The sequence below is a fragment of the Cellulomonas shaoxiangyii genome, assembly GCF_004798685.1.
GTDB classification, from domain to species: domain Bacteria; phylum Actinomycetota; class Actinomycetes; order Actinomycetales; family Cellulomonadaceae; genus Cellulomonas; species Cellulomonas shaoxiangyii.
The window spans coordinates 3,675,920-3,688,597 of the sequence record NZ_CP039291.1 but is presented as its reverse complement, the minus strand read 5'-3'; the positions used below and the strand labels follow the sequence as shown (position 1 = coordinate 3,688,597).

General features: G+C 77.4%; 11 protein-coding genes. 4 read left to right on the top strand and 7 right to left on the bottom strand.

The window, feature by feature from the left end; all coding sequences use genetic code 11:
• Window positions 1-187: 187 nt before the first annotated feature.
• Both E5225_RS16495 and hemE read right to left on the bottom strand, forming a co-directional pair.
• The gene (locus E5225_RS16495) at window positions 188-1,753 is read right to left on the bottom strand and encodes a protoporphyrinogen/coproporphyrinogen oxidase (RefSeq protein ID WP_341765701.1); all 1,566 of its coding nucleotides are present in this window, start codon (window positions 1,751-1,753) and stop codon (window positions 188-190) included.
• Complete coding sequence (hemE, locus tag E5225_RS16490; protein WP_135975464.1) at window positions 1,750-2,835, bottom strand: uroporphyrinogen decarboxylase; 1,086 nt, start codon at window positions 2,833-2,835, stop codon at window positions 1,750-1,752. Before hemE ends, E5225_RS16495 begins: the two co-directional genes overlap by 4 nt.
• Window positions 2,836-2,860: 25 nt before the next feature.
• Here hemE and E5225_RS16485 point away from each other — a divergent pair, with 25 nt between their 5' ends.
• On the top strand, window positions 2,861-4,147 hold the full coding sequence (locus tag E5225_RS16485) for a glutamyl-tRNA reductase (protein WP_136225517.1): 1,287 nt from the start codon (window positions 2,861-2,863) through the stop codon (window positions 4,145-4,147).
• Window positions 4,148-4,472: 325 nt separating this feature from the next.
• On the opposite strand, the gene E5225_RS16480 is transcribed toward E5225_RS16485, so the two are convergent.
• From E5225_RS16480 to E5225_RS16460, 5 genes are all read right to left on the bottom strand, one after another.
• Complete coding sequence (locus tag E5225_RS16480) at window positions 4,473-5,327, bottom strand: hypothetical protein (RefSeq protein ID WP_243738416.1); 855 nt, start codon at window positions 5,325-5,327, stop codon at window positions 4,473-4,475.
• A gap of 201 nt (window positions 5,328-5,528) precedes the next feature.
• Window positions 5,529-6,980, bottom strand: coding sequence for an adenylosuccinate lyase (gene purB / locus E5225_RS16475; RefSeq protein ID WP_135975480.1), 1,452 nt, complete (start codon window positions 6,978-6,980; stop codon window positions 5,529-5,531).
• 291 nt (window positions 6,981-7,271) lie between these two features.
• Entirely contained in the window at window positions 7,272-8,399 is a 1,128-nt protein-coding gene (locus E5225_RS16470; protein WP_135975478.1) for a class I SAM-dependent methyltransferase, read from the bottom strand.
• Between the two features lie 103 nt (window positions 8,400-8,502).
• Window positions 8,503-9,375, bottom strand: a complete 873-nt coding sequence (locus tag E5225_RS16465) for a cytochrome c oxidase assembly protein (protein WP_135975476.1) — start codon at window positions 9,373-9,375, stop codon at window positions 8,503-8,505.
• Window positions 9,372-10,127 (bottom strand): DUF2243 domain-containing protein, encoded by a 756-nt coding sequence (locus E5225_RS16460; RefSeq protein ID WP_244243672.1) that lies wholly within the window; start codon window positions 10,125-10,127, stop codon window positions 9,372-9,374. The genes E5225_RS16465 and E5225_RS16460 overlap by 4 nt, the downstream gene beginning before the upstream one ends.
• Before the next feature lie 176 nt (window positions 10,128-10,303).
• Between E5225_RS16460 and E5225_RS16455 the strand changes: the two genes are divergently transcribed.
• Genes E5225_RS16455 through E5225_RS16445 form a run of 3 tightly spaced genes read left to right on the top strand, consistent with a single transcriptional unit; the run spans window position 10,304 to window position 12,644 of the window.
• The gene (locus tag E5225_RS16455; RefSeq protein WP_166436068.1) at window positions 10,304-11,086 is read left to right on the top strand and encodes a DUF4129 domain-containing protein; all 783 of its coding nucleotides are present in this window, start codon (window positions 10,304-10,306) and stop codon (window positions 11,084-11,086) included.
• Window positions 11,083-11,640, top strand: coding sequence for a hypothetical protein (locus E5225_RS16450; protein WP_135975517.1), 558 nt, complete (start codon window positions 11,083-11,085; stop codon window positions 11,638-11,640). The genes E5225_RS16455 and E5225_RS16450 overlap by 4 nt, the downstream gene beginning before the upstream one ends.
• On the top strand, window positions 11,637-12,644 hold the full coding sequence (locus E5225_RS16445) for an AAA family ATPase (protein WP_135975518.1): 1,008 nt from the start codon (window positions 11,637-11,639) through the stop codon (window positions 12,642-12,644). The genes E5225_RS16450 and E5225_RS16445 overlap by 4 nt, the downstream gene beginning before the upstream one ends.
• Window positions 12,645-12,678 lie beyond the last annotated feature (34 nt).

The window sequence follows — 12,678 nt, the reverse complement described above, 5'->3', positions numbered from 1 at the left end:
GCCGCGGGGCGATGTCGAAGCGGTGGGCGGCCGTGGTGGCCGTTCTCACAATTCCCGTCGCGTGGTGCTGACAATTCGTCAGGACGTGGCCACGGGTGCCACAAGAATGTTCTGACAATTCGTCAGGACGGCGTCACAGCGCGTCCGCCGCGGCGGTGCGAAATGGGCGCGACGGGCCTTTCCCGCATCAATTGTGCGCCGCTCCGGCGTCCCGCGCACCCGCCCGGGGCGGGAGGTCGGCGAGGAGCGCGGCCGCCGCCCGGGCGTCTGGCACCACCGACGCGAGGCCCGTCCCGGCGGCCCACGCGCCGCACACCGCCAGGCCCGGCACGTCCGCCACCGCGGCGCGCGCGGCCGCGACGGCCTCCCGGTGCGCGGCGCTCGGGCGGGGCAGCGACTGCGTCCACCGCACGACCGCGTGGCCGACCAGCGCGTCGGCGGTGAGCGGGACGCCCAGCAGGGTCGACGCGTCGGCGAGCGCGACGTCCAGCAGGGCGTCCGCCGGCGGCGTGCCGTCGGCGGCGTGGGCCGCGGTGGCCCGCCCGTAGGAGAGGCGGACCACGTGCCGCCCGGGCGGTGCCGCGCGGCGGAGCCAGCCCCACTTCGCGGTCGCGTGCGTGAGGGCCTTCGCGGCGACGTCCGTGACGTCCGTGCCCACGAGCACGCCCGTGCCGCGGGGTGCGGCGTCCAGGGCGGGGGAGTCCACCACGAGCGTGACGAGCGTGACCGGTACGCCGTCGTCGGTGGCGACGGAGGCGAGGTCCGCGCCCAGCCCCGTCAGCAGCGCGGGGGCCTGGGGCGTCGCGAGCAGCACGCGGGCCGTGGCCAGGTCCCCCGAGCCGCCGGCCGGGGACGCTCCGCAGCCGCCGTCGTCCGGTGCGGCGCCGGGCGCGGCGGCCCCGACGTGCTCGGTGCGCACGACGAACCCGCCGTCCGCGCGCCTGACCAGCGAGGTCGCGCGCGTCCGGGTGAGGACGACGCCGCCGTGGCGCGTCACGTCGTCGACGAGCGCGTCGACGAGCCGGTGGATCCCGCCGGTCAGCCCCTGCACCGCGGTGCCGGCCGGCGCCGACGCGCGCAGCGCCCGGACGCCGCGCGCCAGCGACCCTCCGGCCGCGGCGCGGGCGGCCGCGAGCCCCGGCGCGACCGTGTCGGTCGCGAGGTCGTCGGGGTCGGCCGCGTGCACGCCGCCGACCACGGGGTGCACGAGCCGGTCCGCGACGGCGTCACCCATCCGGGCCCGCACGAGCGCCCCGAGCGTCGTGGCGTCGGCACCGACCCGGGCGGGCAGGACCAGGTCGAGCGCGGCCCGCAGCGCCCCGCGCGTGCCGAGCGTCGCGCGCACGTCCGCCGCGAGCGGGTGCGCCGGCACGCCGAGCAGGCCGGTGCGCGGCAGGGGGCCGTCACCGCTGGTCAGGTGCACCCACGCACCGTGCGGCTCGGGCGCGACCACGTCGGCGGCGAGCCCGAGCTCGGCCAGCAGCGCCGCCACGGCACCGCCGCGCGTCGCGAACGACTCCGCCCCCGCGTCGAGCCGCAGGCCGGCGACGTCGTGCCCGCGGACCGCGCCCCCCGGGGCGTCGCGCGCGTCGACCAGCACGACCCGCCGGCCCGCGTGGACGAGGTCCCGCGCCGCCACGAGCCCCGCGACGCCGGCGCCCACGACGACGACGTCCCAGGCCACGGCGTCGTCCGGGGTGCCGGTCTCGCCCGGGAGGACGTCCGCCGCCGGGCCGGCGCCGGCGCCGCTCACAGCGAGTGGACCAGCTCGACGACCCGCGTCAGCACGGTCGGGTCGGTCTCCGGCGGCACGCCGTGGCCGAGGTTCACGACGTGCCCGGGGGCCGACCGGCCGCGCTCGACGACGTCGCGCACGTGCGCCTCGAGCACGTCCCACGGCGCGCCGAGCAGCGCCGGGTCGACGTTGCCCTGCAGCGGCGTCGCACCGCCGAGCCGGCGGGACGCCTCGTCCAGCGGCACGCGGTAGTCGACGCCCATGACGTCGGCGCCGGCGTCCCGCATGGCGACGAGGAGCTCACCGGTCGCGACCCCGAAGTGCACGGCCGGCACGCCCAGCGACCGGACCAGCGCCAGGACCTGCGACGACGCCGGTGCGCAGTGGGCCGCGTAGTCCGCGAGCGACAGGGCGCCCGCCCACGAGTCGAAGAGCTGCCCGGCGCTCGCCCCGGCGCGGATCTGCGCCTCGAGGAACGCGCCGGTGACCTCGGCGGTCCACGCCATGAGGGCCGACCACGTGGCCGGGTCGGCGTGCATGAGGCGGCGCGCGGCCAGGTGGTCGCGCGACGGCCCGCCCTCCACGAGGTACGCGGCGAGCGTGAACGGCGCACCCGCGAAGCCCACCAGCGGCGTCGCGCCCAGCGCCGCGACGGTCCGCTCGACGCCTGCCGTGACGGGCGCCAGGCGCTCGGGTGTCAGCGGGCCGAGGTCGCGCAGGCGGGCCACGTCGTCGGCCGTGCGCACGGGGGTGCCCATGACGGGGCCGACGCCGGGGCGGATCTCGACGTCCACGCCGACGAGCCGGAGCGGCACGACGATGTCCGAGAAGAAGACGGCCGCGTCGACGCCGTGCCGGCGCACCGGCTGCAGCGTGATCTCCGCCGCGAGGTCGGGGTCGAGGCACGAGTCGAGCATCGGGACGCCCGCGCGGACCTCGCGGTACTCGGGCAGGGAACGGCCGGCCTGGCGCATGAACCACACCGGGAGGCGCTCCGGCCGGCGGCCGGAATACGCGGTCACGAGCGGTGATTCGGTGGTGCGCCCGTCCACGAGCGGATGGTGTGTTGAAAGACTCACGCCACCGATTGTGCCGGACATTTCGAGGGATGATTGAATCGAGCACGTGGTGCTGCTGTCCCTCGTCGCGAGCCACCACGACCTCGACCTGAACGTCCTGGAGCGCCTGCAGTACGACGTCCACGCGGTCGGGCGCGAGCTCGTGGCCGCGACCCCTGCCGTCACCGGTGCCGTCGTCCTCGCGACGTGCAACCGGTTCGAGCTGTACCTGGACGTCGACGACGTCGCGCACACCCCGAGCGCCCGCCGCGCCGTCGCCGACGCCATCGCCGCCCGGTCCGGGTACGCGCCCGAGCAGGTCGCGGAGCACCTGAGCCCGCTGACCGGCACCGCCGCCAGCGAGCACCTGTTCGCCGTCGCGTCGGGCCTCGAGTCGATGGTCGTGGGGGAGCGCGAGATCGCCGGGCAGGTCCGCCGCGCGCTGAGCAGCGCGCGGGAGGACGGCACGACGACGTCCACCCTCGAGGCGCTCTTCCAGGCCGCGTCGCGGGCGTCGCGCGCCGTCGAGTCCGCGACCGGCCTCGGCGCGACCGGACGCTCGGTAGTCGGCGTCGCGCTCGACCTCGCCGAGCGGACCCTGCCGCAGGGGCCCGCCGGCTCGGCGGACTGGGCGGGCGTGCGGTGCGTGCTCGTCGGGACCGGCTCGTACGCCGGCGCGAGCCTCGCGGCGCTCAAGGCCCGCGGGGTCCGTGACGTGCGCGTGTACTCGCCGAGCGGCCGCGCCGGCGACTTCGCGGCCGCGCGCGGCGTGCGCGCCCTGCCGGCGGGCGCCGACCTGCTGGCCGAGCTGGGGGACGTCGACCTCGTCGTCGCGTGCAGCGGCGCCGCCGGTGCCGTGCTCGGCGTCGACGCGCTCGCGGCGGCCCGGCGGGGCGAGACGCGCCCGCTGACGGTCGTCGACCTGGCGCTGCGGCACGACGTCGACCCCGACGTCCGCACGCTGCCGGGCGTCGCGCTCGTGTCCCTGCAGTCGGTGGCGGAGCACGCGCCGGCCGAGCACGCCGCGCTCGGGCACGCGCGCGGGCTCGTCGAGCGGGCCGCCGACGAGTTCGAGGCGGACCGCCGCGTCCGCGACTGGGGTCCCGCCGTCGTCGCCGAGCGCACCCGTGTGCTCGGTGCGCTCGAGGCCGCTCTCGACGCCGTCCCGGAGGGCGAGCGCGACGAGCGCCGCGCCCGGTCGCTGCGTCGCGCGGCCCGCTCGCGGCTGCACGCCCCGACGGTCGCCGCGCGGGCGGCCGCGCGCGCCGGCGACGCCGCCGCGTACGCCGCGGCCCTCGCCGAGCTGGCCGCCGTGGAGGTCCCCGACGCCGGCGCGGCCACCGCCCGCCGCTGACGCCCTCGCCGCACGCGACGCGCCGCCCGCCCGCCACCCGATCCGCGCGGCGAACCGGCCGTTGGTCAGCACCCCGACGGTGCCGTCCTGAGGTTCTCCGGGTTCGCGCGCCGGGGGGTCGGTGACTGGCAGAAAAAGCGCACCGGGCCTGGTCGGGGGGGAGGACCAGGCCCGGTGCGGTTCCGGGGGTCAGCGCCCTCACGGGCCTGACGTCGGCGGGGGCGCTGGTGAAGCGCTGTCCGTGCCGGTGTACTCCGACTCTAGAGGATCACGGCGAAGGATGGGAGTGTTTCCACACATTCGTCCAGATCGAGGTCCGGGCGGGTCACGAGTGCGCCCAGTGCCGCTGCTGTGCGGCCGGCCCGGGCGCCCACGTGTGCGGGACGACCTGGTTGGTCTGGATGTCGGTGAGCTCGGCGGCGTACACGATCGCCTCGTACACGCCGGCCTCGACGCGCTCGAGGTGCAGGCGCTCGGCCCGCTCGATGTCGTCCCCGAGGTGCGAGATGCGCGCGACGACGTACCGCTGCGCGTCCTGCCACTGGTCGACGACGCGGACCGACAGCCCGTTCCAGCGGGCGGTCAGGTCGAGCTCGAACAGCTCGGTGACGTCCTCGCGGGCCACGCGCCGGTACCAGCGGCCCGACGGCGACTGGTGGAAGCCGGTCTCCGCCAGCGGGGGGTTCGCCAGCGCGAGCACGACCGTGTGCCCGCCGTCGACGACGTCCGCCTCGAGGTACGCGCCGTGCCACTTGGCGACGGGCCCGACGCAGCGGGACAGGGACGCCAGCGCGGCGCGCGGCGCACCGAGCTGCGTGACCGTCCACCCGGTGCCGACGTCGCCGTAGCGTGCGAGCAGCGTCGAGGACCCGTTGTCGTGCACGCGGATGAGCTCGGCGCCCGGGGGGATGCGCGAGTGGCGCAGCCACCACAGCGGGACGATGTAGCCGGGGACGTCGCGGTACTGCAGCTGCGGCGACGACTCGAAGCGCAGGATGTCGATGTACCGGTCGTAGGGGCTGAACGGCGAGCCGGGGTAGCCCAGGCCGTGCACCTCGAACAGCTGCGCGGGCGTCGTGGCGAACGCGACGTCCTCGGCGCGCACCACGTAGCCGGCGATGCGGTCGTGGCCCTGCGTGAGGTGCGCCTGGGTTTGCGCGGGCGTGATCGCCTTCTGCATCAGAGTCACGGGCGGGCTTCCTTGCCGTATCGGATGAAGGGGAGGATTCCGACGGACGCGACGATTCTGGCCCGCAACAGGGCACATGTCCAGGTTTGCGAGGCCCCGATCGGGATCGCTCCCACGGCCGGGGACCCGGTTACTCCATCCGGGTGAGGACAAGACGGGACGAAACGGGCACACCGGCCCGGATCGGTCGGTCTAGTGCTCCAGGTGGGCGACGAGCTCCGTCGCCAGACCGGTGTACGTCGCCGGCGTGAGCGCGGCGAGGCGCTCCGCCACGTCGGCGGGCAGCCCGAGACCCGCGACGAAGGTGCGCATGTCGTCGGCGGTGAGCCGCCGCCCGCGGGTCAGCTCCTTGAGCCGCTCGTAGGGGTTCTCCATGCCCTCGACGCCCGCGACGGACGCCGCGCGCATGGCCGACTGCACGGCCTCGCCGAGGACCTCCCAGTTCTCGTCGAGCTCGCGCGCCAGCAGCGCGTCGTCGACCGACAGGGCGCGCAGCCCGCGGCGCACGTTGTCGATCGCGAGCAGGGAGTGGCCGAACGCGGGGCCGATGTTGCGCTGCGTGGTGGAGTCGGTGAGGTCGCGCTGGAGGCGGCTGGTGACGAGCGTCGACGCGAGCGCGTCGAGCAGCGCGGACGAGAGCTCGAGGTTCGCCTCGGCGTTCTCGAAGCGGATCGGGTTGACCTTGTGCGGCATCGTCGAGCTGCCCGTGGCGCCCGCGACGGGGATCTGCGTGAACACGCCCCGGCTGATGTACGTCCACACGTCCGTGGCGAGGTTGTGCAGGACGCGGTTGAAGCGCGCGACGTCGGCGTAGAGCTCGGCCTGCCAGTCGTGCGACTCGATCTGCGTGGTCAGCGGGTTCCACGTCAGGCCCAGGTGCTCGACGAACGTGCGCGAGACGAGCTGCCAGTCCGCGTCGGGGACGGCCGCGAGGTGCGCGCCGTACGTGCCGGTCGCGCCGTTGAGCTTGCCGAGGAATTCGTCGCCCTCGATGCGGCGCAGCTGGCGGCGCAGGCGGTGCGCGAGGACCGCGAGCTCCTTGCCGAGCGTCGTGGGTGTCGCCGGCTGGCCGTGGGTCAGGGCGAGCATGGCGCGGCCCGCGTGCTGCGCGGCCAGGGCCGCGACCTCGTCGACCAGCCCGACGGCGGCCGGGAACCACACCTCGCGCACCGCGCCGCGCACCATGAGCGCGTAGGACAGGTTGTTGACGTCCTCGCTGGTCAGGGCGAAGTGCACGAGCTCGTTGACCCGGGGGAGCACGGTGTCGGCGCGCAGGGCCTGCGGTGCCGCGGCGATGCGGCGCTTGAGGAAGTACTCGACGGCCTTCACGTCGTGCACGGTGGTGCGCTCGATCTCGGCGAGCTCGGCCACCTCGGCGGCGCCGAACGTCGCGACGACGTCGCGCAGGTAGTCCTGCTCGTCCGGCGCGAGCTCCGGGGCGCCGGGGACGACCCCGTGGTCGGTCAGGTGGATGACCCACTCGACCTCGACCTCGATGCGCGCCCGGTTCAGCGCCGCCTCGGACAGGTGGTCGACCAGCGGTGCGACCGCGGGGCGGTACCGCCCGTCGAGCGGGCCCAGCGCGATCGGCGGGGTGACGTCGGCGAGGCGGACGCGTGCGGAGGCGTCGACGGACGAGGTCATGGGGGAAGTCTCCCAGAGCCGTGCGGGGGTCCGGTCCCGCGTCCACGGGCGCGCGGCGCGGGCACGGGGCGAGGTGGCACGACGACCTGGGCGAGACCAGCCGATCGCGGGCGGTGCACGTGGAAGGAGCGCCTGTTCGAGAACCGTGCCGGGGCACACGTACGCGCGCCGGCCCGCCGAGCGGTGGCTGCCTACAGGGGGTGGCAGTGGCGGCCGAGGACGGCGGCGATGGCGTCCACGTCGCCGATCTCGCCCGACGCCAGCGCCAGGACGAAGTCGACCGCCGCGCAGTCAGCGTCGCGTCGACGCCGTCACCGTGAACTTCGGGTCCCGCCCGAGCTGACGGGTCGGCCCGACGACCTGCTCGAGCGTCGGCCGGTAGCGCAGGTGCGAGTTCCACACCGCCCACAGCTCTCCGCCCGGGCGCAGCACGCGCGCGGCGTCGGCGAACAGGGCGCGTGCGACGCCGGGGTGCACCGTGGCCCCCACGTGGAACGGAGGGTTGAGCAGCACGAGGTCGACGCTCGCGTCGGGGATGCCGTCGGTGCCGACGGCGCGGGTGACGTGGACGCGGTCGCCGACGCCGTTGGCCTCGACGGTCGCGCGCGCCGACGCGACGGCCGCCGCGGACTCGTCGGTCGCCGTGACCGCCAGCCCGGGTCGCAGCCGCGCGAGCGCGACGGCCAGCACGCCCGTGCCGCAGCCGAGGTCCACCGCCGTGCCCTCGCCCACCTCGAGGGCGTCGAGGTGGGCGAGCAGCGCGCGGGTCCCGATGTCGACGCCCGCGCCGGCGAACGCGCCGCCGTGCGCGCACACGGTGATCCCGAGATCCGGGTGCTCGTCGCGCTCGGGCCACCGCCGCGCCGGTCGCTCGACCGCCGGGCGCGGCGACGACGCCACGAGCACCCGCGACTTCTGCCGGGCCAGCCGCGCCTCGACGACCGCGAGGTGCCGCGCCAGCACGTCGTTCATCGCGGTCGTCATGTGCTTGACCCGCCCGCCGGCAACCACGACGACGGCCGGGTCCGCGTGCTCCGCGACCAGCGCGGCGATCTCGTCGAGCGCGTCGAGCGACCGCGGCAGCTGCAGCAGCACCAGGCGCGCGCCCGCGACGAGGTCGGGGGTCAGCGCGTGCGAGGTGAACCCGCCCAGGCCCAGCCGCTCCGCGTTCTCGCGCAGCGCGAGCTCGCCGGTCAGCCGGTCCTGGTGCGTGCGGAGGCCGGTGACGCCGTGCCGGGCGATCGCGCCGAGCGTCAGCGCGCCGTAGCGGTCCCCGATCACGACGACGGTCCCGTCGGCGGCGTCCGCGAGCGCCGGCGCGGCCTCGTCGAGGACCAGCCGGTCCGTCGCGTCGACGGCGTAGAGGTTCGGCGCCTCGAGGTCGGGGTGGCGACGCAGGTCGTCGAGGACGTCGCTCATCGCACGCACCGGATCACCGGACCGAGGTTATCGAAGGCGGTGTGCACCGGCGGCACGGCGCCGACCGGCGCGCACGGTCCCGCCGCGACCGTTCCCGTGCCCCTCATCGCGCCGCACCTGCGGGCGAGACCGCGGGCACCCGGCCGGCCGAGGGGGCGGACCCCCGCGCGTCCGCGCGGCGTCGCGACCGCCACCACCCCGCGAACAGCGCGACCGCCAGCAGCACCTCGGCGACGTCGCCGCCGTAGTACATCCACTGCGCCGCCGCCTCGACCTGCGCGACGGTGTGCCCGCCGCCGGGCGGGAGCCGGTCGGCGTGCGCGTAGAGGTACGTGGCGAGCGCGCCGTGGACGCCCGCGGCGACCACGAGCACCCCCAGGCGCGTCGCGAGGCCCGGGCGGTGGGGTGCCGGGTCGGGGCCGGCGACGGCCCACGCGAACAGGCACCCGGCGAGCAGGAAGTGCAGGAGGACGAGCGCGTGGACGACCGGGTCGTCGGCCGCACGCGCGTACAGCGGCGTGAGGTACAGGACCACCAGCCCGCCGACGTGCAGCAGCGCCGACGTGACGGGATGCGTCAGGACGCGGACCACGCCCAGCCGCAGGACCGCCGCCACGGCCCGCCGCCCGCGCGCCGACGCGGCCCCCAGCAGCAGCGTCACGGGGGCAGCGAGCACCAGGCCCAACGGTGCCAGCATGCCGAGCAGCAGGTGCTGGACCATGTGCCGCACCGCCGGGTCCGGCACGACGCCGAGGACGGGCGAGACGGCCACCCCCACGAGCAGCGCGCCCGCGCCCCACGACGCCGTGCGCCACGGGCTCCACGCGCGGGGCATCGTCGCCCGGTACCGGGCGACGCCGGCCGCGTACGGCGCCGTGAGCAGGGCGGCGACGAGCACGGCGACCGGCCAGGCCGTCGCCGCCGCGCCGCCGTCCGCCGCGTGGTGGCCGGCGGCGGCGAGGGCGTCCGCGGTCACGGGTCCGCGGCGCGGCGGCCGGACGGACGGTCGTCGCGCCGCCGCCGCGGGCCGTCGGCGTGCGCGCCCGGGCTCGCGGGCCGGACGGTCGGCATGGCGCCCGTCGCGGGACCGGTCGCCCGGCGCCGGCCCGTGCCGCCGTGCGCCCCGCGTGCGCGGTGGTCGCCGACCGCGTCGACCGGACCCGTGCCCGGACCCGTGGCGGGCGCCGTGCCCGGCCCGGTGCCCGGTGCGTCGGCGGGCTCGCCGCCGGCGTGCGCCCCGCCCCCGCGCGCAGCACGCCCCGACCCGGCGCCCGCGTCACGCCGCGACCGCAGCAGCAGCACGCCGGCGGCCAGCACGAGCGCGACGCCGAACCCGTTCCACGCCAGGTCGTACGGCAGCAGGTCGACGTCGTAGCGCACCTGGTGCAGCCGCAGCACCTTGTGGTTGACCACCCCGTCGACCAGCTGGAACACGCCCGCGCCCAGCAGCCCGCCCGCCCACGCGGCGACGGGAACGAGCGCGCGGCGCCGCAGCAGGTCCGCCAGCAGGAACGCGCCCGCGACGAGCGCGACCAGCTCGGCCGCGTGAAGCAGGCCGTCCGACAGCAGCGCGATGTCCGGCGTCGAGCGGTCGTAGAAGTGGTGCCACCCGAGGACCTGGTGGAACACGATCTCGTCCACCGCGGCCATGAGCCCCGCCCCCACGAGCGCCGCCGCGCCCAGCGAGCGACGGCGCTCGCCCGTCCTCGTCCGTCCCTGGTCGTCCACGTGCTTCCCCTCCCGGTGCCTGCGACCTGCGTACCCCGACCCGCGCGCCGGCGCCCGCCGAACCGCGGGCGGGCACCCGGTCGCCCGGACGGCGCAGCCGTCCGCGGGCCCGTCCGCCGGTGCCGGCCCGCACGACTAGCCTGGCCGCTCCCGCACCGACGACGAGAGGGAGGCCGGTGCCGACGACGCAGCGGACGCCGCGACCGGCCGCGCCGCCGCCTGCCCGGCCCGCCGGCCGCGGGGACGCCGACCGCGCGACCGTCGTCACGGTGCTCGCGGGCGTGCTCGTCGTCGTCGCGGTCCTCGCCGCGGCGCTCGCGGGCCCGGTCCGCCTGGCCTCGCGCGGTGCACCACCGCCGCCGCCGCTGCCGAGCCTCTCGGCGCTGACGCCGCCGCCGCAGCCCACCAGCGCACCGGACCGCCCCGTGGCGGAGGTCACCGACCCGCCCGAGTGGCTGGGCCCGGTCGTGGCCGTGGTGCTCGTGGTCCTGGCGGCCGCCGTGCTCGCCCTCGTGGCGCGGTGGCTGCTGCGCCGGAGGTGGCCCGGCCCGCCGCCGCCGGGTGACGACGACCTCGGCGGGGCCGAGGGCGACGTCGACGAGACGCACGTGGTCACGGCGCTGCGGGCGGGGGTGTCGGCCGCGGCCCGTGCGCTGGACGACGACGTGCCGCCGGGCGACGCGGTGGTGGCCGCCTGGGTCGCCGTCGAGGACGCGGCCGCGTCGACCGGCATCGTGCGCGACCGCGCGCAGACGGCGACCGAGTTCACCCTCGACGTCCTCGACGGCACGCGCGCCGACCCCGCCGCGACACGCGCGCTGCTCGTGCTGTACCTCGAGGCCCGGTTCGGTGCGCACCCCGTCACCGCGGCCGACGTGCAGCGGGCGCGGGAGCTGCTCGCGGTGGTCGGCGACGGCCTCGCACGGCGGGCCGACGACGCCGCGGGCGGTGCGCCGTGAGCGTCGCGCTGCGCGGCCTGCGCGCCCGGCTGACGCGCCCCGCCGTCGTCCTGCTCGCCGTGGCGGGCGCCCTCCTCGCGCTCGGCATCGCACCGGGCTCCGCGCTCGTCGCGGGGCTCGGCGCCGCGGCCCTCACCGCGGTCGTCGAGCGCATCGACCTGCGCCCCGAACCGGCGCCCGAGCGGCACCGCGCCGACCGACGCGACGGCGCCCGCGGCGAGGTGCTCGACCTCGCGTGGACGATGGTCGGCCGCGACGGACGCGCCGGCGAGCGCGTCCTGCGGGAGCTGCGCTCGGTCGCGGCCGGCAGGCTCGCACGGCACGGCGTCGACCTCGCCGACCCGGACGCCGCGGCGGACGTCGACCGGCTCCTCGGCGCCCGCGCCCGCGCGACGCTCACGCGCACCACCCACCCGCTGCCCACGCCGGCCGACGTCGCGCACACCGTGACGGCGCTCGAGCGCCTCGGGCCGCACCCGTCGCCGGACCTCGCGCCGCCCCCGGCCGCCGGCCGCCCCGCCCCCGATCCCCACCCCCGGAGGACCGACGCATGACCGACGCCCCCACCACGCCCGCGCCGGCCCGCGCCACGCGTGCCCTCACCGTCGCGGACGTCAGCGCGCGCGGCAGCGCCGTGCTCGACGAGGTCGCGACGGTGGTCGTCGGCATGCGGCAGCCCCTGCGGCTCGCGCTCGCGGCGGTGCTCGCGGGCGGGCACGTGCTGTTCGAGGACGTCCCCGGCCTCGGCAAGACGCTCGCCGCGCGCAGCCTCGCGACGGCGCTCGGCCTCGACTTCCGGCGCGTGCAGTGCACGCCGGACCTGCTGCCGTCCGACGTCACCGGGTCCAGCGTGTTCGACCCGGCAACGGCGACGTTCGAGTTCCGGCCCGGGCCCGTGTTCGCCGGGCTGCTGCTCGCCGACGAGATCAACCGCACGCCGCCCAAGACGCAGTCCGCCCTGCTCGAGGCCATGGCGGAGCGGCAGGTGAGCGTCGACGGGCGCACGCACCCGCTGCCTGACCCGTTCCACGTGGTGGCGACGTCCAACCCCGTGGAGTACGAGGGCACGTACCCGCTGCCCGAGGCGCAGCTCGACCGGTTCATGGTGCGGCTCGCGGTGGGGTACCCGGCCCGCGACGCCGAGGTCGACGTGCTCGCGCGGCGGCTCGAGCGGCGGCAGGAGCAGGCGTCGGTGGGGCGCGTCGTCGACGCCGAGACGCTCGTCGCGATGCAGGCGGGCGTCGAGGCCGTCACGGTCGACCCGGACGTGCTCGCGTACGGCGTGGACCTCGCGGCGGCGACGCGCGCGCACCGGGCCGTCGAGGTCGGTGCCTCACCGCGCGGCTCGCAGGCGCTCGTGCTGGTCGCGCGCTCGCTCGCGGTGCTCGACGGCCGGGACTTCGTCACGCCCGAGGACGTCAAGGCCGTCGCCGTGGCCGCCCTCGCGCACCGGCTGTCGCTGACCCCGCAGGCGTGGGCGTCCGGCCTGGCGCCGCAGGCGGTGGTCCAGGAGGTGCTGGCGCAGGTGCCCGGGCCGACCACCGCGCGCCGCGCATGACGTCGGCACCGGCCGACCCGCGAGCGCCGGCGAC

Bases quoted from the DNA above. Each gene is read 5' to 3' on its own strand.
- hemE (WP_135975464.1), bottom strand. From the start codon at position 2,835: ATGTCCGGCACAATCGGTGGCGTGAGTCTTTCAACACACCATCCGCTC.
- E5225_RS16480 (WP_243738416.1), bottom strand. From the start codon at position 5,327: ATGCAGAAGGCGATCACGCCCGCGCAAACCCAGGCGCACCTCACGCAG.
- purB (WP_135975480.1), bottom strand. From the start codon at position 6,980: ATGACCTCGTCCGTCGACGCCTCCGCACGCGTCCGCCTCGCCGACGTC.
- E5225_RS16470 (WP_135975478.1), bottom strand. From the start codon at position 8,399: ATGAGCGACGTCCTCGACGACCTGCGTCGCCACCCCGACCTCGAGGCG.
- E5225_RS16445 (WP_135975518.1), top strand. From the start codon at position 11,637: ATGACCGACGCCCCCACCACGCCCGCGCCGGCCCGCGCCACGCGTGCC.